Annotated in this window: 25 protein-coding genes and 1 tRNA gene; 21 read left to right on the top strand and 5 right to left on the bottom strand. The window is 62.9% G+C overall.

What is annotated here, in order from left to right; genetic code table 11:
- Nucleotides 1-71: 71 nt before the first annotated feature.
- The 14 genes from HAH_RS02630 to HAH_RS02565 all read left to right on the top strand — a co-directional run bounded on the left by HAH_RS02630 (nt 72) and on the right by HAH_RS02565 (nt 13,284).
- Complete coding sequence (locus tag HAH_RS02630) at nt 72-1,157, top strand: anthranilate phosphoribosyltransferase (protein ID WP_014039518.1); 1,086 nt, start codon at nt 72-74, stop codon at nt 1,155-1,157.
- A 57-nt stretch (nt 1,158-1,214) separates the two neighbouring features.
- Nucleotides 1,215-2,147, top strand: a complete 933-nt coding sequence (locus HAH_RS02625; protein WP_014039517.1) for an alpha/beta fold hydrolase — start codon at nt 1,215-1,217, stop codon at nt 2,145-2,147.
- A 166-nt stretch (nt 2,148-2,313) separates the two neighbouring features.
- Nucleotides 2,314-2,862: a peptidylprolyl isomerase gene (locus HAH_RS02620; RefSeq protein ID WP_014039516.1), complete on the top strand. Its 549-nt coding sequence runs from the start codon at nt 2,314-2,316 to the stop codon at nt 2,860-2,862.
- Between the two features lie 39 nt (nt 2,863-2,901).
- On the top strand, nt 2,902-3,687 hold the full coding sequence (locus HAH_RS02615; RefSeq protein ID WP_014039515.1) for an MOSC domain-containing protein: 786 nt from the start codon (nt 2,902-2,904) through the stop codon (nt 3,685-3,687).
- A 57-nt stretch (nt 3,688-3,744) separates the two neighbouring features.
- Entirely contained in the window at nt 3,745-4,086 is a 342-nt protein-coding gene (locus HAH_RS02610; protein ID WP_014039514.1) for a hypothetical protein, read from the top strand.
- Between the two features lie 268 nt (nt 4,087-4,354).
- Nucleotides 4,355-6,205: an ABC transporter substrate-binding protein gene (locus HAH_RS02605; protein ID WP_014039513.1), complete on the top strand. Its 1,851-nt coding sequence runs from the start codon at nt 4,355-4,357 to the stop codon at nt 6,203-6,205.
- 111 nt (nt 6,206-6,316) lie between these two features.
- Nucleotides 6,317-7,357, top strand: a complete 1,041-nt coding sequence (locus HAH_RS02600) for an ABC transporter permease (protein ID WP_014039512.1) — start codon at nt 6,317-6,319, stop codon at nt 7,355-7,357.
- Nucleotides 7,357-8,814, top strand: coding sequence for an ABC transporter permease (locus HAH_RS02595; protein WP_079891631.1), 1,458 nt, complete (start codon nt 7,357-7,359; stop codon nt 8,812-8,814). The genes HAH_RS02600 and HAH_RS02595 overlap by 1 nt, the downstream gene beginning before the upstream one ends.
- Nucleotides 8,811-10,031 carry an ABC transporter ATP-binding protein gene (locus HAH_RS02590; RefSeq protein ID WP_014039510.1) on the top strand — a complete coding sequence of 407 codons (1,221 nt, stop codon included), beginning with the start codon at nt 8,811-8,813 and terminating at the stop codon, nt 10,029-10,031. Before HAH_RS02595 ends, HAH_RS02590 begins: the two co-directional genes overlap by 4 nt.
- Nucleotides 10,024-11,361: an ABC transporter ATP-binding protein gene (locus tag HAH_RS02585; RefSeq protein ID WP_044951665.1), complete on the top strand. Its 1,338-nt coding sequence runs from the start codon at nt 10,024-10,026 to the stop codon at nt 11,359-11,361. The genes HAH_RS02590 and HAH_RS02585 overlap by 8 nt, the downstream gene beginning before the upstream one ends.
- Complete coding sequence (locus tag HAH_RS02580; RefSeq protein ID WP_014039508.1) at nt 11,354-11,761, top strand: DUF7555 family protein; 408 nt, start codon at nt 11,354-11,356, stop codon at nt 11,759-11,761. The genes HAH_RS02585 and HAH_RS02580 overlap by 8 nt, the downstream gene beginning before the upstream one ends.
- A gap of 37 nt (nt 11,762-11,798) precedes the next feature.
- Nucleotides 11,799-12,323, top strand: a complete 525-nt coding sequence (locus HAH_RS02575; RefSeq protein WP_014039507.1) for a DUF7529 family protein — start codon at nt 11,799-11,801, stop codon at nt 12,321-12,323.
- A gap of 148 nt (nt 12,324-12,471) precedes the next feature.
- A tRNA-Leu gene (locus HAH_RS02570) sits at nt 12,472-12,556 on the top strand.
- 215 nt (nt 12,557-12,771) lie between these two features.
- The gene (locus HAH_RS02565; protein WP_014039506.1) at nt 12,772-13,284 is read left to right on the top strand and encodes a DUF5813 family protein; all 513 of its coding nucleotides are present in this window, start codon (nt 12,772-12,774) and stop codon (nt 13,282-13,284) included.
- Nucleotides 13,285-13,323: 39 nt separating this feature from the next.
- Here the strand turns inward: HAH_RS02565 and HAH_RS02560 are convergent, their stop codons facing one another.
- Together HAH_RS02560 and HAH_RS02555 are read right to left on the bottom strand one after the other, a co-directional pair.
- Nucleotides 13,324-13,554: an Lrp/AsnC family transcriptional regulator gene (locus HAH_RS02560; protein ID WP_014039505.1), complete on the bottom strand. Its 231-nt coding sequence runs from the start codon at nt 13,552-13,554 to the stop codon at nt 13,324-13,326.
- A gap of 2 nt (nt 13,555-13,556) precedes the next feature.
- Nucleotides 13,557-14,243, bottom strand: a complete 687-nt coding sequence (locus HAH_RS02555; protein ID WP_008310911.1) for a potassium channel family protein — start codon at nt 14,241-14,243, stop codon at nt 13,557-13,559.
- A 140-nt stretch (nt 14,244-14,383) separates the two neighbouring features.
- On the opposite strand from HAH_RS02555, the gene HAH_RS02550 reads away from it, so the two are divergent.
- Both HAH_RS02550 and HAH_RS02545 read left to right on the top strand, forming a co-directional pair.
- Nucleotides 14,384-14,614 (top strand): Lrp/AsnC ligand binding domain-containing protein, encoded by a 231-nt coding sequence (locus HAH_RS02550; protein ID WP_014039504.1) that lies wholly within the window; start codon nt 14,384-14,386, stop codon nt 14,612-14,614.
- Nucleotides 14,615-14,666: 52 nt separating this feature from the next.
- The gene (locus tag HAH_RS02545) at nt 14,667-14,987 is read left to right on the top strand and encodes a hypothetical protein (protein WP_014039503.1); all 321 of its coding nucleotides are present in this window, start codon (nt 14,667-14,669) and stop codon (nt 14,985-14,987) included.
- On the opposite strand, the gene tmk is transcribed toward HAH_RS02545, so the two are convergent.
- Nucleotides 14,984-15,571, bottom strand: coding sequence for a dTMP kinase (gene tmk, locus HAH_RS02540; protein WP_014039502.1), 588 nt, complete (start codon nt 15,569-15,571; stop codon nt 14,984-14,986). The genes HAH_RS02545 and tmk overlap by 4 nt on opposite strands.
- Before the next feature lie 139 nt (nt 15,572-15,710).
- Between tmk and HAH_RS02535 the strand changes: the two genes are divergently transcribed.
- From HAH_RS02535 to cofG, 5 genes are all read left to right on the top strand, one after another.
- On the top strand, nt 15,711-16,610 hold the full coding sequence (locus HAH_RS02535) for a complex I NDUFA9 subunit family protein (RefSeq protein WP_014039501.1): 900 nt from the start codon (nt 15,711-15,713) through the stop codon (nt 16,608-16,610).
- Between the two features lie 137 nt (nt 16,611-16,747).
- Entirely contained in the window at nt 16,748-17,929 is a 1,182-nt protein-coding gene (locus HAH_RS02530) for a tubulin/FtsZ family protein (protein ID WP_005536054.1), read from the top strand.
- Entirely contained in the window at nt 17,907-18,683 is a 777-nt protein-coding gene (locus HAH_RS02525) for a hypothetical protein (protein WP_023843122.1), read from the top strand. The genes HAH_RS02530 and HAH_RS02525 overlap by 23 nt, the downstream gene beginning before the upstream one ends.
- A complete protein-coding gene (gene cofC, locus HAH_RS02520) occupies nt 18,683-19,306 on the top strand; it encodes a 2-phospho-L-lactate guanylyltransferase (RefSeq protein WP_014039499.1) in 624 nt (207 codons plus the stop codon). Before HAH_RS02525 ends, cofC begins: the two co-directional genes overlap by 1 nt.
- 33 nt (nt 19,307-19,339) lie before the next feature.
- Entirely contained in the window at nt 19,340-20,446 is a 1,107-nt protein-coding gene (gene cofG / locus HAH_RS02515) for a 7,8-didemethyl-8-hydroxy-5-deazariboflavin synthase subunit CofG (RefSeq protein WP_014039498.1), read from the top strand.
- 202 nt (nt 20,447-20,648) lie between these two features.
- On the opposite strand, the gene cofH is transcribed toward cofG, so the two are convergent.
- Entirely contained in the window at nt 20,649-22,001 is a 1,353-nt protein-coding gene (gene cofH / locus HAH_RS02510; RefSeq protein ID WP_014039497.1) for a 7,8-didemethyl-8-hydroxy-5-deazariboflavin synthase subunit CofH, read from the bottom strand.
- A 114-nt stretch (nt 22,002-22,115) separates the two neighbouring features.
- On the bottom strand, nt 22,116-23,132 hold the full coding sequence (locus HAH_RS02505; protein WP_044952143.1) for a sodium:calcium antiporter: 1,017 nt from the start codon (nt 23,130-23,132) through the stop codon (nt 22,116-22,118).
- Nucleotides 23,133-23,167: the final 35 nt, after the last annotated feature.

Below are 23,167 nucleotides of genomic sequence, written 5' to 3'. Positions count from 1 at the left end.
GACCGCAGCCAGTTCCCGCAAATTGAGAACGAAACGCAGGGGCTTTTGAACTCTGGCCCGAACACGTTTCCATGGCGCAAGCGACCCGGGAGTACGGCGAATGGCCGCTCAAACGACTCATGACGGAAGTCGTCGGCTCCGGTCACAAATCGGCCGACGATATGTCCCGCACGCAGGCCCGGGAGGCGTTCCGACGCATCCTCGGCGACGAACCCGACCACACGACGCTCGGCGCGTTCTGGCTCGCCAACCGCTGGAAGCGCAACACCCCAGAGGAACTGGCTGCCTATGTCGACGTGATGTCCGAGGAATCGGTCGAGACAGCCGCTCCGGACGCTGACCCGGTCGACTGCGGGGCCAACTACGACGGCAAAGGTCGGTCCGCGATTCTTGGCGTCGCCGCGGGCGTCGTCGCCGCCGCCGCGGGCACGCCCGTTGTCGTTCACTCCGGCGACCGCGTCCCCACGCAGAAACAGGACGCCTACAAACACGTTCTGGACGAACTGGGCGTCCGAACGGAGATTGAACCGAGCGAAAGCGCCGATATGGTCGACGAGGTCGGCTTCGGCTTCTACTACCAGCCGGCGTTCAATCCCGGCATCGACGCCCTGTTCGAGCGCCGCGACAACATGGGTGTCCGGACCTTCGTCAACACCGTCGAGACGCTCGCGAACCCGGCCAACGCCAGCGTACATCTCGGCAGCTTCTACCATCTGGCCTTCGCGAAGAAGATGGTCCGAACGCTCGCACGATCTGAAACCAGCAGCGTCGAGCGTGCCCTGTTCTTCCAGGGAATGGAAGGCTACGACGACGTTCGCCCCGGCGAGACGGTCGTGGCCGAATGGCCCGTCACCGGCGAGGAGTCCGACGACGAGGACATCGCGGACTTCGAAATCCGTACCGGCGAGTACGGAATGGACATCGAAAGCGAGGACCTGCAGGTCGACGACATAGCCGAAGAGTCGGCGGCGATAACCGAGGCCGTGCTGGCCGGCGAGCGCGAGGACGGCTTCGCCGACGCTGTCGCGCTCAACGCCGCCCTCCGCATTTACGCCCGCGAGGACGCCAACAGTATTCAGGACGGCCTCGAACAGGCCCGTGAAGCGATTGCCGACGGCAGCGCAGCGGAGATACTCGACGACCTCCGGGCCTTCTAATCCGGCGACGGGGTACGGAGCGGAACCCACTTCTACCGAGCGGTCGAAGTGATTCTAATGGGACAACACGCCAGCGCTCGCGACAGCACTGCGTGGACAGTACCCGCATCAGAAACACCCGGCGTCCACGAGCTGGTCGACACCAACGGTATCAGGCTCCACACCGTGACCGCTGGGCCGCCGGACGGCGACCTCGTCGTCTTGTTGCACGGCTTTCCGGAGTTCTGGTACGCATGGAAACACCAGATCCCGGCGCTCGCCGACGCCGGCTACCGCGTGGTCGCGCCGGACCTCCGGGGGTACAATCACTCCGACAAGCCCAACGGCGTCGCCGCGTATCACATCGACGAGCTGGTCGCCGACGTCGCGGGTCTCGTTTCGGCGTTCGACCGCGAACAGGCCCACATTGTTGGGCACGACTGGGGCGGCGTCATCGCCTGGCAGACCGCCATCGACCGTCCCGATATCGTCGACCAGCTAGCGGTCCTGAATGCACCCCACCCGTCGGCGTACGAGCGAGAGCTCCGCCGCTCGTTCGACCAGGTTCTGCGGTCCTGGTACGTGCTGTTCTTTCAGCTTCCCGTCCTTCCCGAGGCCAGCCTCCGCTGGAAGGATTGCACCGTGCTGGAGCGCATCCTCGCTGACGGGCCGACCCGCCCCGACGCCTTCACCGATACCGACGTGACGCGGTACAAGCGGGCGCTCGGGCAGCCGGGCGCGCGCACGGCCGCAGTCAACTACTACCGGGCACTCGGCCGACGGAACGCAAAGCTGACGCTCACAGCAGGCGGCATCGGCGACCAGCCGGTGACAGCGTCGACGCTCCTTATCTGGGGTGTTCAGGACGACGCGCTCTCGCTCGCCCTGACTGAGGACCTCGACGAGTGGGTCCCGGACTGTCGAGTCAAGCGGCTCCCGGCGGCGAGCCACTGGGTTCAGTTCGACGCCCCCGAGCAGGTGTCGAAGCTGCTACTGTCACACCTGCCGTAGCCCGGAATAGCGAACAGCCGACACTCCCGCTCGCGTGGCGACGTGTCGGGCTCCCGCGACCCGCCACGCGACGGCTACTCAGATCATGGCGGCGATGGCCTCGTATCGGTACTTGAACTCTCGGTCAGTGGGCAAGCTTTTCTGCCGGGCTTCCCTCCGATTGAGTATGAGTGACCTGACTGCGACCCTCCACACGACAGAGGGCGAGATCGAAGTTGAACTGTACGACGAGCGCGTACCGACCACCGTCGAGAACTTCGTCGGCCTGGCCGAGGGTGCCGACGACTACGACGGGACCGAAGTCGGTCCGGGGACCGGTGCGTGGGAAGACCCCGAATCCGGCGAGAAGCGCATCGACCCACTGTACACCGACATCGACATCCACCGCATCATCGAGGACTTCATGATCCAGATGGGCGACCCGACCGGCACCGGCCGCGGCGGCCCTGGTTACTCCTTCGACGACGAGTTCCACGACGAACTCAGTCACGACGGCCCGGGCGTCCTCAGCATGGCCAACAGCGGCCCGAACACCAACGGCTCGCAGTTCTTCATCACGCTCGACGCCCAGCCCCACCTCGACGGCAAACACGCCGTCTTCGGGAAAGTCATCGACGGGATGGAGGTCGTCGAATCCATCGGCAGCGTCGACACCGACCGCAACGACGCGCCGACCGAGGAGATGCTGCTCGAATCCGTCGAGATTCACCGGTAACCACACAACGTTTTCGTTGTTCCGAGCGAGCAACCGATAGTGGCACACGTCGAGCGACTCACCGTCTACCCCGTCAAGGCACTGGACGGCATGGACTGCGACTCTGTATCGATCCGCCCGGGCGGGACGCTGGCGCACGACCGCGAGTTCGCCATGTTCGACGCCGACGGCGACGTGGTCAACGGGAAGCGGACCGACCGCGTCCACGACATCGACACCAGCTACGACACCGGAACGGGAACGCTGTCGGTCACCACTGACGGCGATAGCGTGTCGTTCGAACTCCGGGATGCGGATGACCGCGCCCGAGCAGCCGAATGGCTCAGCGCGTTTTTCGACGTGGACCTGACCGTCGAGCGCGACGAGACGCTCGGATACGTCGACCGGCGGGAGATGGGCCCGTCGGTCATCAGCACTGCGACGCTTGAGACCGTGGCATCGTGGTTCGACGACGTGACCGTCGAAGGGCTGCGACGGCGGCTCCGCGCGAACGTCGAAATCGGCGGCGTTCCGGCGTTCTGGGAGGACCGCTTCGTCGGTACGGACGCTCCTGCCTTCCGGGCCGGCGGCGTCCGCTTCGAAGGGGTGACACCTTGCGGTCGCTGTGTCGTCCCCCAGCGGGACCCTGACACCGGTAGGGAAACCCCGGAGTTCCGGGAGCGGTTCATCGAACGCCGGCGAGAGACGTTTCCGGAGTGGGCTGACCGGGACGCCTTCGATCACTTCTACACCCTGATGCTCATCGCCCGCGTTCCCGAGGGCGACCGCGGTGCGGACCTCGCCGTCGGGGACCTCGTCGAGGTCGTGTCGACGGATGAGACGTAGCGGGCGAACGCGGCCGAGACCGACAATCGAAAGGCGGTCCGCCTCGAACGGGGCGTAATGGCAGACGCGGACGACCACGTCGACCCGAGCGAGTTCGGCGAACAGGACGGTCCCCCGGTCGAGGAGAAGCCCTACAAGATCATCTTCGAGGCCAACAAGTGCTTCGGCGCGGGCAAGTGCGCCGAGAAGTCGCGCAACTGGACGCTCGACCTCGACACCGGCATCGCCAAGCCCGAGACTTACTTCATCGACGAGGAGGACCTCGATCACAATGTCGCGGCCGCGGAGGCCTGCCCGGCGAAGAAAGACCGGGGCATCATCCACGTCATCGACCGGCGAACGAACGAAGAGATCGCCCCAGACCCGAACGGCGACGGGTCACTCTCCGTCGACTGGTAGCGCAGTTTCTGATAGCGACAGCCGTTACTGCCACCTATCAGTCCACGGTGGTCTCCCGTGCGCGCGGTCAGAGACACCGAAAACTCGGTTCTGCGGGGGTGAATCTCCGCCCCCAGAAAACAGCCACCACAGGATATATCATGTAAGATTACTATAGATAATAAACTGAATTTCTTGATGCAAGCAGTTTAATATTTCAAGCTACTGTATGACATAACTTCTATTTATGGGGGGCAATTTGGGTATCAATATGCCACGTTCAAGTAGCATGGAGCGTCGATCGTTTCTGAAAGCGACGGGCAGTGCTGCGGCCGCCGCAGCACTGGCAGGATGTTCAAGTGATAGTGACAGTGACGGAACTGAGGACGAGGCGGGGACCGGAGACGGTATGGACTCGACGGACAGCAGTGGGGGCGATGTCGGGACCGACCTGAAAGAGGACGGTGACCTCTGGCGAGTCAATACGGGGACGATGACGACGATGGACCCGATCGAGGCGACCGACACCCAGTCGGGGATTGTCATCCAGCAGATGTTCGACCCGCTGATGAACTATCCCAACAGCCAGCCTGCTGTAGAGGGGCTTATGGCTGCGGATTACGAGGTATCCGACGACTTCACGACCTATACGTTCCAGTTGAAGGACGCGACCTTCCACAACGGAGACACCGTAACCGCCAGTGACTTCGCCTACGCGTTCGAGCGGCTGACTGCATCTGACAACTCCAGTCGTGCCTACTTCGTTCTGGACTCGCTGGGCGTCACACACGAAACGACGACCGAGACGGTCGACGGCGAAGAACAGGAAGTGTACAAGCCCGGGACACTCGGCGTCACGGCCGTTGACGAAACAACGCTCGAGATCCAGCTAGACGCACCGTTCGCCTCCACGCTGGAGATGCTCGCGTACTCCTCCTTCTCACCGGTTCCCGAGGGCCTGGTTGGCGACATCGAAGGGTACGACGGCGAGATGACCCAGGCCGAGTTCTCCAGTTCGAACCCCATCGGGAACGGCCCCTTCGAGTTCGATACATGGGACTCCGGAACTGAAGCCAGAGTCGGCGCATACGACGACTACTACGGCGAGAGCCCGAGCGTCGACGGCGTCCACTTTGCGGTCATCGAGAGCGATTCGGCCAATTACAACTACGCGATGAACCGCAATGCCGACATCTTCGAGTTGCCCACGGCGCAGTACGACCCCGGGAAGGTATCCGTTGAGGAAGAAGACGACCAGGGTCGTCAGATCGGGACCTACGGCGAGTTGCGTAACGGCGCGACGGCCAACTACTCCGGTGTGTCGACCATCGGTGTGTTCTACCTCGGATTTAACATGGCCAACGTGCCCAAGCCCGTCCGTCAGGCGGTCGCGTACGCGATGAACCAGCACACCGTTGTCGAGCAGGTCTTCAAGCAGCGCGGCGAGCCCGCGTACAATTTCACGCCGAAGTCCATCTTCCCCGGCGGTGCCCAGAACTACAACGACCGCGCCGAAAACGAGTACCCGTACGGCTACGACGACAGCCAGCTCGGCCAGGCCCGTTCGGTGATGGAAGAGGCCGGCTACGGCGAAAACGAGCGTGTCGCCATCGAGCTGACGATCTACGAGTCCGGTGTCTGGAGCGAAACGGCAAGCATCCTCCGGGACCAGCTTCAGAGCGTCTACATCGACCTCGAAGTCAATCAGGCGCCGTTCAACACGCTGCTCGAACGTGGCCGCAACGGCGAGCTAGAGATGTACTCGCTTGGCTGGGTCGCCGACTGGCCCGCCCCGGACAACTTCCTCCAGCTGCTGAACCCGCCACAGACCGATACGAGCCTCGACTTCCCGATTTCCTACGTCAACTGGCAGCCGGAGAACGGCGACGCCGCACAGCAGGCAGAGGAGGCATACCAGTCGCTCAGCGATAACCCGGCACCGACAGAAGAAGACCAGGCCGCCCGGAACGACGCGTACATCAAACTGGAGAACGCGAACTGGGAAGACGTCGCAATGCTGCCGGTGTATCACGAACTGAGGGAGCTGTTCTGGTACGACCACGTCGACTTTACCCCGCCGGCTGGGATGGGGCCGAGCCGCCAGAAGATGAACACTGTGTCTCTCGGAGAGAGAGAGTAGTCCCGCTCCCGCTAGCGTTTCGTTTCCGTCATACCCGGTGACGGTACCAAGTTCGCAGCCCTCAAAGATTATGAACTCACAAATACCCGTACAACCGAGACAAGACAAGCCATGAGCCGCTTCACATACCTGTTCAAGCGTGTGGCTCTGTCAATCCCCGTTATCATTTTCGGGACGACAGTAACGTTTGCAATCATCCGGCTGGGGCCGCTTAGCCCCGCGGCAGCGATCCTCGGACCGCAAGGCGATGCGCGTGCGATTCGACAGATCGAGCAACGATTGGGATTGAACGAGCCCCTCTGGGAGCAGTACTTCGATTTCATGGGTAATCTGTTCCTGTTTGATCTGGGCCAATCGTGGGTCGTCAACTCCGGAACGCCGGCCATCGACCTCATCATCAGCTATGCCCCACGGACGATCTGGCTCGGGTTCTGGGCGGTCCTGATCGCCCTCGGAATCGGAATTCCACTCGGCTTCTACGCCGGCCTGAATCCCAATACGTTCTCTGACTACTTCGCCTCCTTCGGTGGAATTGTCTGGCGAGCGATGCCGAACTTCTGGCTTGCGGTGATTCTGGTTACGGTGCTTTCACAGACAGAGCAGCTGTTCGGGTTCAGCTGGACCAGCTTCATCGTGGAGACCAATGTCGTGACCTCTCCGAACCTCGCCGTGCTCAGGAGCCCGACGAGATTGATAACTGATCCCGGGCAGGCATGGACAAATCTGGCGAAAGCGACAAAACAGATACTGCCGCCCGCACTGGTGCTCGGGTCCGCGTCGATGGGCACAGAGATGCGTATCGGCCGAACCGCCGTCCTTGAGACAATCAACTCGAAGTACGTCGAAACGGCCAAGGCCAAAGGCGTCTCACCGCGAGTGCTGGTGTGGAAGCACATCTTCCGGAACGCCCTGATTCCGCTCGTGCCGGTCATCACTGCGGAAGCGTTCATCCTGATCGGCGGATCAGTGCTCGTCGAGACTGTCTTCTCTATCAACGGTATCGGCCTGCTGTTCGTCAAGGCGGCAAAGCAGGGTGACCTCCCGCTTGTCGGGACGCTGATGTACCTGTTCATCCTGCTTATTGTCGGCCTGAATATCGTACAGGACTTCGCGTACACGATTATCGACCCGCGTGTGGGGTACGACGGATGATGGAAACAGAACTCACCGATGACATCGATCAGCCGTTGAAGGACCGACTCAGGGCACACCCCAGACCGGCACTACTGTGGGGAGCAGGACTCTGTATCCTGTTGCTGCTTGAAGGACCGACATACCTCGATGGGCTGCTTGGCGCGATAGGCGCCGGACTCGGGTTGCTCCCGGGAGCACCCGGCGCCGAGGCGTTCGCCAGTGCGTCAGCCTTCTTCAGCGAACTGCCGCATCTGTTGAGCCGGGAACTGGTACCCAACCGAGGGTATTACGACGGGAGCGCCTGGCAGGGGACCTTCCTCGGCCTTGAGCCGAAATACGCGTGGCTCATCCGCTTCCTGCTTGTGTATGCATACGTTGCAGCGTTGCTAGGCTGGCTGTGGTACGGCTACGTCCTTTTCCGTCGGCACTACCGCGCTGCTGACTGGACGCCGACTGACGACGTCATCGACCGACTCCGAAGCCACTACTGGGGCCTGTTCGGGCTCACTGTCGTCGTCTTCTTCGTCACGATGGCCGCGTTCGCGCCCGTTGTCGGCCCAACCACGGCCGAAGAGAATATCGAGGGACCGTACTCCCACGATATGAAGTACTACGACGAGGACACGGAGACGGTCGAAACAATTACCATCGGTGAAGCGAACCTCGGTTCCGCTTCCCGCGGTAGCGGGGACAGCAACGTCGGAGTCTGGAGTTACGACGACTTCGGGCGGTTCCACCCTGTCGGAACGCTCGTCAGCGGCAAGGACCTGTTCACCTTCCTCGCGTTCGGCGCACGGGTGTCACTGTTCATCGGGCTCGGGTCGATGGCGATTGCGGGCTTTATCGCAACGACGCTGGCATTAGTTACCGCCTACTACAAGGGGGTGACTGACCTCATCGTGGTGCTGACCAGCGACTCCGTCCAGGCAATGCCAGCATTGCTGCTGGTGATTCTTGCGACGGTGGTGTTCAGGAACCACTGGATAGCAGAGCTATACAGCGGGGCCATGCTGTTCATCCTCCTGTTCGCGTTGATACGCTGGCCGGGGCTGTGGCGAGCGGTCCGTGGCCCTGCACTACAGGTCGGTGAACAGGAGTGGGTCGACGCGGCAAAGAGTTACGGCCAGCGACCCACTGTGATTATGCGGAAACATATGGCACCGTATATCCTCGGTTATCTCCTGGTTTACGCCTCCCTGACGCTCGGTGGCGTGATTATTTCCGTCTCTGCACTCTCGTTCCTCGGACTCGGGATCACCGCCCCGACTCCTGAGTGGGGGCGGGCGATCAACATCGGACAACAGTACATCGCCAGTCAGTCCTGGCACATCTCGCTCATCCCGGGTATCCTGATTACGCTGGTTGTCACCGGCTTCAACGCATTCAGCGACGGGATTCGTGACGCTATCGACCCACAGAGCGAGGGTGCCGAAGGCGGTGCGACTGGCGCGGCCGCCGGAGGTGGTGGCGGATGAGCCACACCGACGACGGCGAGCCGCTGCTGGCCGTTGACAACCTCCGAACCGTGTTCCACAGCGACCGAGAGGAGATCCGCGCTGTCGACGGCGTTTCGTTCGACATCGAACGCGGCGAGACGCTCGGTATCGTCGGCGAATCCGGCTCTGGCAAGAGCGTCACCGCACGCTCGATAATGGGACTGGTCGACAGTCCGGGCGAAATCCGCGAGGAGTCGTCTATCCGATTAGACGGGAGAGAGCTGACGACGCTTTCCGAAAAGCAGTATCGGTCAGTTCGTGGCGGGGACATCGCGATGGTGTTTCAGGACCCGCTGAGCTCGCTCAACCCGGTGTACACTGTCGGGAACCAGATCATCGAGGCGCTGGAGCTCCACCGCGGTATGGAAGGCACCGAAGCCAAGTCGGAAGCCATCGAACTGCTGCGTGCAGTCGGTATCCCCGACGCGGCACGGCGTGTCGACGAGTTCCCCCACGAGTTCTCCGGCGGGATGCGCCAGCGAGCCGTCATCGCGATGGCACTAGCCTGTGACCCCGACCTGCTCATCTGTGATGAGCCGACGACAGCACTCGATGTCACCATTCAGGCCCAGATTCTGGACCTGCTACAGGAAATTCAGACGGAGCGTGACATCGGTATCATGTTCATTACGCACGACATGGGCGTCATCGCGGAGGTTGCCGACCGCGTCGCCGTGATGTACGCCGGCGAAGTCGTCGAGAAAGCACCCGTAGAGGAACTGTTCGCGAACCCACACCACCCATACACGCAGGGACTACTGCAGAGTATTCCCGGTCGGAACCCCAGTACGGATCGGCTGCCCACTATCGAAGGGGACGTGCCGACGCCACACGAATCGGCGTCGTACTGCCGGTTCGTCAGCCGATGTCCGAAGGGCTTCGACGAGTGTGAGCGGGTCCATCCCGCCCATGTGGAGGTCGGCGAATCAGCAGACCACACCGCCGCCTGTCTCCTGTATCCCGAAGATATGCCTACCGACGACACTGTGACACACCACGAAGAGAACGCAGACCAGACGGGCGCCGAGGCAAGCGAAGCGCTGTCGGCGGACGACTGGCCGGCTGAGCGCCGAAAAGCCGGTGAGGATACCGGCCCGGCCGGGTCCGAAGACAGCGATGCCCGGGCTGACGGTGGCCACGGCCACAGTGCCGGAGACACCGGCAGACAGCTGGAGGGAGGTGACACAGATGAGTGAGTCAATCGTCGATACTGTGTCACACCAGACCGGCGAGACGTTGCTCGATGTGCAGGACCTGAAGACGTACTACGAAGGCGGTGGGCTGTTCGGTGGGGACCCGGTGAAAGCCGTCGACGGCGTGAACTTCGAGATCGCGCGCGGCGAGACGTTCGGGCTGGTCGGTGAATCCGGTTGTGGCAAGACGACTCTCGGTCGGACGCTCATCCAACTGGAGACGGCCACGTCCGGGACGGTCTCCTTCGATGGAACCGATATAACCGAACTCAGCGGCGGCGACCTCAAGCAGTGGCGCCGCAACGCCCAGATGGTGTTTCAGGACCCCGAATCGAGCCTCAACGACCGGATGACTGTCGGCGAGATCATCCGCGAGCCGCTGGACGTCCACGAACAGGGGACGGCCCGCGAGCGTCGGGAGAAGGTACGGACACTGCTCGACGAGGTCGGGCTCATGCCGGAGCACTACTACCGGTATCCCCACCAGTTCTCCGGCGGGCAGCGACAGCGTATCGGCATCGCTCGGGCACTCGCGCTCGAACCGGAGTTCGTCGTCCTCGACGAACCCGTGTCGGCACTCGACGTGTCCGTCCAGGCCCAGATACTCAATCTGCTGGAGGAACTTCAGGAGGAGTTCGGTCTCACGTACCTCTTCATCGCGCACGACCTGAGCGTGGTCCGGCACATCTGTGACCGCGTCGGGGTGATGTATCTCGGGAACCTCATGGAAGTCGGGCCGACGGAACAGCTGTTCCAGAACCCGGAAAACCCCTACACGCGCGCACTGCTGTCCGCAATTCCGGAACCGGATCCGACGGCTCAAGCGGACCGGATTACCCTGCCTGGCTCACCGCCGAGTCCACGGGACCCGCCGGAGGGGTGTCCCTTCGCAACGCGGTGCCCCGTCCGGATTCGGCCCGAAGACATAGACGCTAGCGACGAAGTGTGGGACCGGATTCGAGAGTTCCGTGATGTCATTCGCGAGCGGTCCCGCGCGGAACAGTCGATCGGTGAGCGGCTCAAGGAACGGCTCGGGTTCGATACCGCGTTGGCCGACGGGGATGAGATCGTCGAGGAGGAGTTCAGCGACGTGGACCTCCCGCCGGACGTGCGGGAGCACGTCGAACAGGCTGTGACGTATCTCAGTGATGGAGACCCCGACGCTGCACGGGCCTACCTCAAGGAAGCGTTCGGCAGTCGGTGTGACACCGAAACGCCGCAGTACTACGATGTCGACGACAGACGGACGAGCTTCTGTCACCGGCACGCGACGGACCACGACGCTCCCGGCGAAGAACTGCGTCGCCGTGGCTACGACACGCACGATGGATAACCTGGCGGGGAAGGTACTCGATCTGCTGTGGTACGCCCTCGGCGTCACACTCACAGCAACGCTTATCGGTGGCGTGCTCTCGCCGCTCCGTGGCGGTGGCTGGCTGACGGTGAAGTTCGTGCTGTTTTTTATCGGCTTCGCGCTGTTCGGCTACGCATCGATCACCCTGTGGCGCGCGCCGTCCCTCGATTCCGACGAGTCTGATGAGTCCGGCGTGTCGTTCGGCGTGTCAGCGCGGGAGCGGACGCCGTTCGAGTCGGTGTTGGCCCGCGTCGTGCCGCCACTCGACTCGCTCGCCCCGCCCGAAGACCGGCTCTCACCGCCGGTGAAGCTATTCGTAGCGAGTCTGTTCGTCCTCGGGCTTTCACTGAGCATGGAGGTCGTCTTCGGCGTCCAGTGACACCACCATTTACCTCCCGCGGGCGTAACGACAGGATATGGTTAAGACAGGTGGCGAAGGGACAGACGACCTCGAACGGCTTGCCGCCGGTTCGGACGACCGCAAAGCATCGTGGAAACAGACGCTGGAAGAGACACAGGCGCTGGCTGACCAGCGGCGCGCTAACGGCCGCGAGGCCGTCGTCGTCCCGGCCGGGGACGCGGGCCTGCAGACAGTCGACGACGGTGACGGACTCGAACTCGTGTTCGTTATTCCGGGTAACAAGGCCGAGGAAGTGACGCGACTGGTCGAATCGAACCCACTCGAAGCGTACGACGTGTACCGGCGGACGGTCGGGGAGCAGGTGTTTCTGGCCGTCGAGTACTTCGATCCGGACGCCGCCTCGCTGTTCATCGCTGGCGCGTACAAACTCCAGGATGCCGGGAACGCGGTTACTGCCGCGAACGACGGTGCGACGTTCCAGACGTTGCTCAGGAAACTGGACGGGACGCCGGTCGCAACGTTCGACCACGCCGACCGGACGAAGTTCCTTCCGACCGACAGGCTCCCGGTCGAGGAGTAGACGGACGTCAGAGGAGAAGTGACAGCTGAACCAGTGTGTCACGGTCGCTATCGAGTTCCGCCGACCTGACTGTGGTGGGACGCGATAGGACACCTCGCAGTCCGAGACCGAAAGGACCATTCACTAGCCCCCGCAGAGTTCAATCTGCGCGAGGGTAGCCGAGCTTGGCCAAAGGCGGTGGGCTTAAGACCCGCTCCCGTAGGGGTCCGTGGGTTCGAATCCCATCCCTCGCATTCTGTTGCGAACAATCCGTGAGCAACGAATGTCATCGTGGGATTCGAATCACGGAAATTCGAACGAAGTGAGGATTTGCATCGGGTTCGAATCCCATCCCTCACATGAATCCGCTCGAACAATGTGAGAGCGTGTGAACCGTTTTGATGGCAATTCGAACGGAGACGAACCGGACACGACGCGTTTTTGCACGTCTGTGGCCTATACCGGCGTAATGACTGATGTGCCAGATGACGTTGCCGAAGCATTCGACCGACACGATGCGCTCGTCCCGGCCGGGGATAGCTACGCTGTCGAGACGACGAACTTCGACGGCCGCGTGACTGCAACTGAGGGCGAAAAGTGGCGGACGAACTACGAGGTGACGGTCAGAGCGCCGTCGCTACAGGCCGCGACAAGCGACGAGGTCGGTGACGCCGTCATCGACGGCTGGTTCGAGACGCTGGAGCGGCGGCTCGAGGACGCGCCGAAAGCGACCCGGACATCTGTCGAACTGGACGATTACAGCGTCGTCGAGGACGGCGAACAGGTCGTCGTCACGTTCGAGTACACGATGGGCGGCGAACGGCAAGCCGCAGACGTTGCCAAGACCTTCGTCGAGTACGTCGAAGGGACGTACGTCGAGGGCGTCATTCCCGGCTACGACTACGTTGGCGTCGTGGCTGACCTGCTCGATTCGGCGAGTACCGGCGGGAGCGAAGGCACCCGCGGCGGGACGCCGCTGTAGCTATACGGTTCCGAGCGCCGAAAACCGTGGCCGCGTCGTTTAGTCCATCGCGATGTAGGTCTGTGTCGTTTCGACGCCCTGGATTTCCTGGATATGTGTCGCTGCGACGTCCTTGACTTCGGCGGGCGTCTCCACGTTCACTTTTGCGATGAAGTCGACGTCACCGGCGACGATGTGGGCTTCGACAACGCCGTCGACGGCTTCGATATCACTTTTCAGACGATCCGCATCACCGGTGTGGGCTTTGACCATCACGTACGCAATAACCATGTTCAGGCACCTCCAAGCGCGGTCGCGGGCTCTGATTCACCGACAACGATACTACGAACGTCGGAGAGCGTCTCGAAGTCGGCCAGTATCACGACCCGGTCACCGGCCTCCAGTGTTTCGTCCGGGTCGGGAATGGCGAGCGGGGCTTCGCCTTTCCCGTGCGCCATCAGTCGGGAATTCGACGGAAGCTCCAACTCCGACAGTGAGTACCCCTCCATCGGCGATTGCTTCTGGATGGTGAACTCCACGAGCTGGAGGTTCTGTGCGATGTCGGCGACTGCGCGGATGTTCCCGCCCAGCAGCGCGTTCTTCGCGGCGATAGCGCCCAGCCGTTCGGGGTAGATGACCTCGTCGACGTCGGAGGCGTAGCGTCGGTAGATCTCCTCGCGGTAGTCCTCGTCGATGCGCATAACGGTTCGACAGCCGTGTTCCTTGGCGATCATACAGGCGACGAAGTTGTCGTTGAGGTCGCCGGTGAGCGCGCCGAGCGCGTCGGCGGCTTCGAGGTCGGCGCCACCGAGTGTCTCCTCGATAGCGCCGTCACCCGCGATCACCTCGAAGCCAGCCGTCCGCGCGCGCTCGACCGCGTTCTCATCGCGCTCGATGAGGACAACTTCGTGGCCACTCTCTTGCAGGACGCGAGCCGTCCGCAGTCCGACACGACCTGCACCCACGATAACGAATCGCATACACGCTCCTATGGGACGGGGGTGAATAAAAGTACCCACCCGGTGGAACCACCGGACGCCTTGACCACGCTATCAAACAACAAAGCCGTTGTTGTCCCCTGACGGAAGCTTTTTCGTGCTATGACACGACACACCACAATATGGTTAGCGCGTTCATTATGATCAAGACCGCTGCCGGGAAATCCGAAGAACTCCTTGCGGCAGTTCACGACGCCGAGGGCATCACCGAAGCACACATCGTCGCCGGGCAGTACGATATCATCGCCGAAGCGACCGGGACGGAGGTGTACGATATCATGCAGTCGGTCTCAGGTCACGTCCGTGATCTCAACGGCGTCGCTGACACGCGCACGTACATCTGCTTAGAGTGAGCGAGTCACGTTGTTCCGACACGGCAAAGGGACTTGCCGCCCTACGTCGAACATGGTCAGTGTCGCTGGTATTATCGGCCTGCTCGTCATCGTGCTGGTCAACAGTGCTGTGACGGCGCTCATGACGCGCTTTTTCCGCGTCCGTTTGCACACGCGGTGGGGAAGTATCGTCTACTCGCTGCTCCTCTGTCCGGTAGTCATGGTCGTCATCCTCATCGTATTGAGCGGTGTATTCAAACTCGGTGCGGATCTCGGGAGTCAGACGGCTGTCATCCTCATGACGGTCGTTATTCCGCTCGCTATCGGGATCACGTTCGATTACTTTTGGATGCCTGCCCCCGACGAGGTCGAGCTGCCGGCGTCGATGGACTAATCGAAAATCGCCGCTCGGACGCGTTCGTACACGGTGTCCGGGTCAGCGGTCGCGTCGACGCGTACGAACCGCGCCGGGTCGGCGTCGATGAGTCGCTCGTAGTTGTCACGAACCGTCGAAAGATAGTCAGCAGTTTCGAACTTGTTCGTCGCGCCGCTGCGCTGTGCGGCGGTTTCGGGATCGAGGTCGAGATACACGGTCCGGTCCGGCGGACGGGTCCAAGGGGCGTGGACCTCCCGGACGTACGACAGCGGGTCGTCGAACGTCTCACTAGCTTCGAGTGTCGCACCCTGATACGCGTACCGCGAGTCGCTGTAGCGGTCGGAGACGACAAGTCGGTCCTCGTCGAGCGCCGGTCGGACCGTGTTCGAGAGATGTGCGGCGTGGTCGGCCGTGTAGAGGAACAGTTCGGCCAGCGAGTCCGCGCCGTCGTCGTCGATGGAGCGCTGGACGGCGTCCCCGTACCAGGTGTCGGTCGGTTCGCGCGTGAACACAGCCTCGCTGGGGACAGCGTCGTCGCTCTGGAGCCGTTCCCACACAGTCGTCTTGCCGCTCCCGTCCAATCCTTCGAGCGTGACGAGCATACCTCACAATCCGTGTGGGGGGACGTAAGCGCCCCGACCGGACAGTGCATCCGTAGGCTGACACAAGTGGCCGGACTGCGGACCGGTCAGCCGAACAAACACGCCCACCTTTACGGTTCTACCAACCGTACTGGAGTCTATGAATGTACTTGTCGTCGGCGGGACTGGATTCATCGGGCAACACCTGTGCCGCGAACTCGACGACCAGGGACACACCGTCACTGCGTTGTCCCGGTCACCGGAAGATGCGACGCTTCCCAGCGGTGTCGAAACTGTTGCCGGGGATGTCACGGAGTACGACAGCATCGAGAGCGCGTTCGAGGGCCAGGACGCGGTGTATTTCCTGGTCGCACTGTCGCCCCTGTTCAAGCCGGACGGCGGCGACGAGATGCACGAACGCATCCACCTCGGCGGGACCGAAAACAGCGTGCAAGCCGCCGAAGAGCACGACGTCGACCGGTTCGTCCAGTTGAGTGCGCTGGGTGCGGACCCCAATGGCGACACGCATTACATCCGGTCGAAGGGTCGGGCCGAGCAGGTCGTTACGGAGTCTTCGCTGGACTGGACCATCTTCCGGCCGTCGGTCGTCTTCGGCGAGGGCGGAGAGTTCGTCTCCTTCACGAAGCGCCTCAAGGGGATGTTCGCGCCGGGCGTCCCGCTGTACCCGCTCCCCGGCGGCGGAAAGCAAACCAAGTTCCAGCCCATCTGGGTCGGTGACCTCGTGCCGATGCTCGTCAACAGTATCGAATCCGAAGAACACGTCGTCGAGACCTACGAAATCGGTGGGCCGGAAGTGCTGACGCTCAGAGACGTGACCAATCAGGTGTATGATGCCGACGGGTCGTCGGTAAGCATCGTCCCGCTCCCGATGCCGCTGGCGAAGGTCGGTCTCTCTGTGCTGGGGAGCGTCGGGTTCCCGATGGGTGCCGACCAGTACCGCTCACTCAAATTCGATAACACTCCGACAACGAACGAAATCGACGCGTTCGGAGTCAGTAGTGGCTCTCTAACGACACTCAGCGGATACCTCAGCGGATAAGCGCCGGCAGTAGCCATCCCCTAAAGAGTGTTGTGTTGGATAGTATTGATTTTCAATCCTGGCTTTCAGGGCTGAGATCCGGGCAAAACACTTATACTCGCTATCGCTCTTTGACCCTTTAAGCGGAGAACTATATAATGAAACTGGCGATGATCGGCTTCGGGCAGGCCGGGGGCAAAATTGTGGACAAATTCCTCGAGTACGACAAGGAGACCGGCTCGGGAATCGTCCGCTCGGCTGTTGCGGTCAACACAGCGAAAGCAGACCTGCTTGGGCTAGAACACATTCCGGAAGAGAATCGAGTGCTCATCGGCCAGGCCCGCGTTAAGGGCCACGGCGTGGGCGCAGACAACGAACTCGGCGCGGAAATCGCCGAAGAGGACATCGACGAGGTACAGGGCGCTATCGACAACATCCCTGTTCACGAAGTCGACGCCTTCCTCATCGTCGCCGGTCTCGGCGGCGGGACGGGGTCGGGCGGGTCGCCGGTCGTCGCGAAACACCTCAAGCGCATCTACACCGAACCGGTGTACGGCCTGGGCGTCCTGCCGGGCAGCGACGAGGGTGGCATCTACACCCTCAACGCCGCTCGCTCGTTCCAGACGTTCGTGCGCGAGGTGGACAATCTGATGGTGTTCGACAACGACGCCTGGCGACAGACCGGCGAGTCCGTCGAGGGCGGCTACGACCACATCAACGAGGAGATCGTCCGGCGCTTCGGCGTGCTGTTCGGTGCCGGCGAGATCGAGGCCGGCGATAACGTCGCCGAAAGCGTCGTCGACTCCTCCGAGATCATCAACACGCTCGACGGCGGCGGCGTGTCCACCGTCGGCTACGCCTCCGAGGACGTCGAGGTCTCCTCCGGCGGCGGCGGCCTGCTCTCGCGGTTCAAGGGCGACGACTCGTCTGACGACGGGATGGACACGGCGAACACGACGAACCGTATCACGTCGCTCGTCCGGAAAGCCGCGCTCGGGCGGCTAACACTTCCCTGTGAGATTGAAGGTGCAGAGCGTGCCTTGCTTGTGATGGCAGGGCCGCCAGAGCACCTGAATCGAAAGGGAATAGAGCGCGGCCGGAAGTGGCTCGAGGAGCAGACCGGTTCGATGGAGGTCCGCGGTGGCGACTATCCGACCAACGCCCCGAAAGTGGCCGCGTCCATCCTGCTGGCCGGCGTCCACAACGTTCCCCGCATCAAGGAACTCCAGCAGGTCGCCATCGAGGCCCAAGACAATATCGACGATATCCGTAACCAAAGCGAAGATAACTTAGAGGACTTAGTCGAAGACGACGAAGATGAACTTGATCCGCTGTTCTAACAAGACCGCCGCACTCCTCTGTGTTGTCGCGCTGCTCGCGACCGCCGGCACAGCGAGTGCGTTCTCTGTCTCTGCCGAGGGAGTCCCGAGCGAGACAGCCGTCGAGGAAGAGGTGTCGGTGATGTACACGATTGACGACCCGTTCACCGACGCACCGAACGAGTGGACGCTCGCCGGCTCGACCGAACTCCAGGACGTTAGCTGGACGGTCACTGTGTTGCGTGCGGGTAGCCAGGTGAGCCAGGAAACCTACGGCGACCAGTCCTTCGAGCAGGACCTGGAGATCGACAATAACGGGGACCAGGTTCGCGTCGAGCTCGTCGGCACGACGCCGGCCATCTCGAACTACACGTACGACCCGGCACAGAACTATCAGGTCGCCTCTCTCAGTCGTATCAGCGGGAGCAACGAGGACGAGTTCCGCAACGACACCGCCCGTCACTACACTGAAGAGAGCCAGTCAGCGAGACAGGCAATCGACGACGCGCAGGCCGCAATCGACGAAGCCGGTGGGAACGAAGACGCCGAGGACCTAGTCAGTAGCGCTATCTCCTCCTACGAGAACGGGAACTTCCAGAACGCCCAGGACCTCGCCGAGGAGGCCGAAAGTCAGGCACAGCAGGCCCAGCAGAGCGCTCAGACCCAGCGAACGCTCCTGCTGGTCGGCGGCGGACTCATCGTCCTCCTGTTGCTGGTCGGTGGCGGCTACTACGCGTACACCCAGATGAGTGAGGACGAGTACTCCAAGCTGTAATGCGTCTCGTCGTCCCCGTCTCGGGGTCTGACCCCAAAACGCGACTTGCGTCCGTTCTTTCTCCCGACGAGCGCCGTGATTTTACCGAAGCGATGCTTGCAGATGTCGTCGACGCAGTGACAGCGGCGGGCCACGAACCCGACGTTATCTCGACGGCACCGCTCGACTGTGCCGCACCGCTCACTGTCGACGACCGCGGGCTCGACCCGCTCGTCAACGACCTGCTCGCGTCGATAGTGACTGACGGCGATGGCGCACTTGCCGTCGTGATGGCGGATTTGCCGCTCGTAACGCCGAAAAGTATCGAGCGACTGCTCGCCCCCGACGCCGACGTCGTGCTGGCCCCGGGTCTGGGCGGCGGGACGAACGCCTTCGTCTGTCGCCACCCCGAGTTCAGGGTCGACTACCACGGCGCGTCGATACGTGACCACCGGCAGATTGCCCGGGACGTGGGAGCCAGCGTTACCGAAGTTGACTCTCGGCGGCTCGCGACCGACATCGACGAACCGGGCGACCTCGCTGAAGTGCTGCTACACAGCGACGGCGCGGCCGCGGACTGGCTCATTGACGCCGGTTTCAGTCTGTCGCTCACAGACGGCCGTGTCACCGTGAGCCGCGAGTGAAGGTTTTTGTTCGTGGGGTGCACACCCCGGGACGTGATACCCGGCACGGACGCGCACGATATCGACATCGAGATCCCGGACGCCGACATCGAGCGACTGCTGTCGGTGATGCCCGGGGACGTCGAGGCCGCGTCGGCGCTGTCCTACTGCCGGAACGTGTTCCTGCCGCTGACGACCGCCTGCCGATACACCTGCACCTACTGCACGTACTACGACCCGCCGGGGCAGGCGGAGCTGATGGACCGCGAGGAGATCCGCGAGACCTGTCGCCGCGGGGCCGACGCCGGCTGTACCGAGGCCCTGTTCACCTTCGGCGACGACCCGGACGACCGCTACACCGCCGTCCACGACCAGCTCGCCGAGTGGGGCCACGACTCCATCCACGAGTACCTCCGGGAGGCCTGCGAAATCGCCCTGGAAGAGGGGTTGCTCCCGCACGCGAATCCGGGCGACCAGACGCGCGAACAGATGGCCCACGTCGCCGACCTGAACGCCTCGATGGGCGTCATGCTGGAGACGACCACTGAGGTGCAGGCTCACGGCGGTCCGCGGGCGAAAAACCCCGGCCAGCGGCTGAACACCCTCCGCGTGGCCGGCGAACTCGGTGTGCCGTTCACGACGGGCATCCTCGTCGGCATCGGCGAGGACTGGCACCACCGCGCCGAGAGCCTGCTCGCCATCCGTGAACTGCACGAGCGCTACGACCACATCCAGGAGGTCATCGTCCAGCCCGTCGTCGAGAACGAGCGCTGGCAGGGCGGCTCTCCCGACCTGGCGACGATGCGCCGGGTAACGGCGATGGCTCGCGCAGCGCTTCCCGAGGAGGTGTCGGTACAGGTTCCGCCGAACCTCGCGCCCGCCCGGGACCTGACCGACTGCGGTATCGACGACCTGGGCGGCGTCTCCCCAGTGACTGTGGACCACATCAACCCCGAGTACGAGTGGCCCGCGCTGCAGGAACTGACGGCCGTCGCCGACGCCGCCGAGGTGCCCCTGACAGAGCGGCTGCCCGTCTACGACCGGTTCGTCGATGACGGCTGGCTCTCGGAGCCCATCGAGGCGGCTATCGAGGCTGAGGACGACGACGGCGAACGGTTCCGGTCGATACTGGACCGCGGCGTGAATCCGGCGAGCGTGTGATCCCGCCCACTGGCCTCTGCGCATGAACAGCCGTCACGGTCAGAACGGATCCTGGACACTACTCACCTAGTCGACTAGGCCGTAGCTACACATGTACTGGCACACCAATACATATCATGCCTGGACGTGCCTCTGACAGCAGTGCCAGGCAGAATACTCTACCACGTCGACCACGGCCAGTGCCCAGCCGTGGTCCACTACTTCAGTCGAGCAACGGCGTTCCGTCAGCCTGTGGCCCGAGTTGCGGGCCGAGCACGTCGGCGTCGGGGTCGATGACGCGGCGCTGTTCGTAGTCCGTCGACCGCTCGACCGGTGTCCGGCCGATGGCGGTGATCATGTCGGCGTACTCCTGGAACGACCGGAACTCGCCGTAGTCGCCGCCGGCGCGCTTGGTGATCTCCTCGGAGAGGATGGTTCCCATGAAATCGTCCGCGCCGCAGGTGAGCATCTTCAGCCCTTGTGTGTCGCCGTATTTGACCCACGAGGACTGGATGTGGTCGACGTTGTCGAGGAAGAGCCGTGAGACGGCGATCAGCAGTTCGTCCTCGTCGATGGACGCGCCGCCGTCGACCATCCCGCGCTCGTACAGCGGCGTCTCCTCGTGGACAAAGGACAGCGGGACGAACTCCGTGATCGCGCCGGTCCGGTCCTGTAGGTCGCGGATGCGCTGCAGGTGCAGCGCGCGGTGGCGCTCGTTCTCGACGTGGCCGTACATCATCGTCGAGGTCATGTCGAGGCCGACCGACGCGGCCGCCTCCATCGCTTCGAGCCACTCGTCGGTCCCGATCTTGCCCGGACAGATGACGTCCCGGACCTCGTCAACGAGAATCTCGGCGGCGGTACCGGGCACGCTGTCGAGGCCAGCGTCTTGGAGGCGACCGTACACCTCCTCGTAGGACCAGTCGGTGCCGCGGCGGGCGTGATAGGCTTCCTCCGGCGTCATCGAGTGGAGGTGGACGTCGCCGACGTTCATCGCCCGAATCTGTTCACAGTAGGTGGCCGGGTCTTTCTCGTACTCGTCGGGCGATCGGTAGTTCAGGTCGCCGCGGTCGCTCGTCTCCAGTATCTCCCGGTGCTCGTCGTCCAGCGCGAGCGCGGGATGGAGCCCCGATACCGAACAGACCTCGTAGATGCCGCGGTCGAGGGCGTCCCGTACGATTTCGCGGGATTCACTCGGCGTCTTCGTGAAGCCGCCGTGGTCCTCCTGGTAGTCGCTGCGGAACTGCTCGGAGCGGTCCTTGAAGTTACAGAACAGACAGCCGGTGTTACAGGCCGTCGTGACGTTGTTGTTGAGGTTCGCGACGAAGGTGACCTCGTCGCCGACGACCTCCGCCCGGCGTCGGTCAGCCGCTTCGAGTACCTGCTCTTTCCGGTAGTGGTCGATGCCGTCCCGGTCGGTGCCCGTCGTGAGGAGTTCGACTGCGTCGTCGACTGTCAGTCGCGTCCCGTTTCTCGCCTTGGCGAGCGCGTTCTCGAACGACTGGGCAGTCGTCGGACGGTGCTCGAACTCGACGGAGCCGTCCGGCGTACCGACGGTCTCTGGGACGTCCGGCATTGCTGGACAGGAGGGAAAGAACGGTCAAAAACGTATGGGTACGCACATGGTCCACAAGGTCGACAGGTCCCCGTGTTTCGGGACGTAAGCGGCTGCAGTTCCGGGAGCGATAGGTCAGGTCGGTAATACGCCGTCGACCCAGCCCGCGGTCTCGACGACGATCCAGGCGACGAAGGCCGCGTAGGCAACGAGTAGCGCATACGATTCGGGTTCGCTCAACACGAGGTCGGTCCGGAGGGCGGTGAACAGGAGAATCGTCGCCCCGGTCAGGACACCGAACATCGGCACGGCCATCGCGAAGTCGACGGTCCACGCGCCGGCGATGAAGACGCCGAGCGGGATGGCGACGAGCAGGTCGAACGTGTTCGAGCCGAGGACGTTCGCGAGCGACGTGACCCCGCGGTCGTCGCGGGCCGCCCTGACGCTGACGAGCGTGTCGGGGAGACTCGTCGCCGCCGCCAGAATCGTCACGCCGAGCAGAAACTCCTGCACGCCGGCGGCCCGGCCGATGACTTTGACGGAGTGGACCAAGCTCTCCACCGCCACGAGAATGACCGCGAGGCCGAGCAAGAGAAAGAGCCACTGCCGCCCGACAGAGATACCGGCGGTCCAGTCTTCCCCCGGGTCGTGGTCGGCCGTGTCCTGGTACTGGATGAAGACGTACAGTCCGTAGAGCGCGAGCGGAATCGCCGCCAGCGGCCGCGTGATGACGCCCGTGAGCGTCGCCTCGCCGGGATAGTAGATGACCGCGAGCGCCATCGTGATGAGCAGGACTGAGACGGCGAGCATGTAGAACTGCGCCTCCTTGTAGACGAGCGTCCGACTCGATTCGAGTTCGTCGTCCGTGGCGATGCCCGCGACTGCGGGGATGATGAGAATATTGAAAATCGCCGAGCCGACGATTGCGCCCACACCGAGAGACATCGACCCGTCCAGCGCCGAGAGCACGACCGCCGCGACCTCCGGGAAGCTCGATCCGACGGCGACGATGATTGCGCCCTGAACGACTTCCGGGAGGCCGTAGTACGTCGCGAGCCGTTCGCTCGCGGATTCGAGCCAGTCGCTCCCTTTCCAGATCGCTGCCGTCGCGGCGACGATGATCGCAGCCTCGACCAACAGACTGGTAGCCATCAGGAGGTCAGTCGACAGCCCGACGGAAAACGTTG

This window comes from Haloarcula hispanica ATCC 33960 (assembly GCF_000223905.1).
GTDB lineage: Archaea > Halobacteriota > Halobacteria > Halobacteriales > Haloarculaceae > Haloarcula > Haloarcula hispanica.
This window is presented reverse-complemented; position numbering and strand designations above follow the sequence as displayed.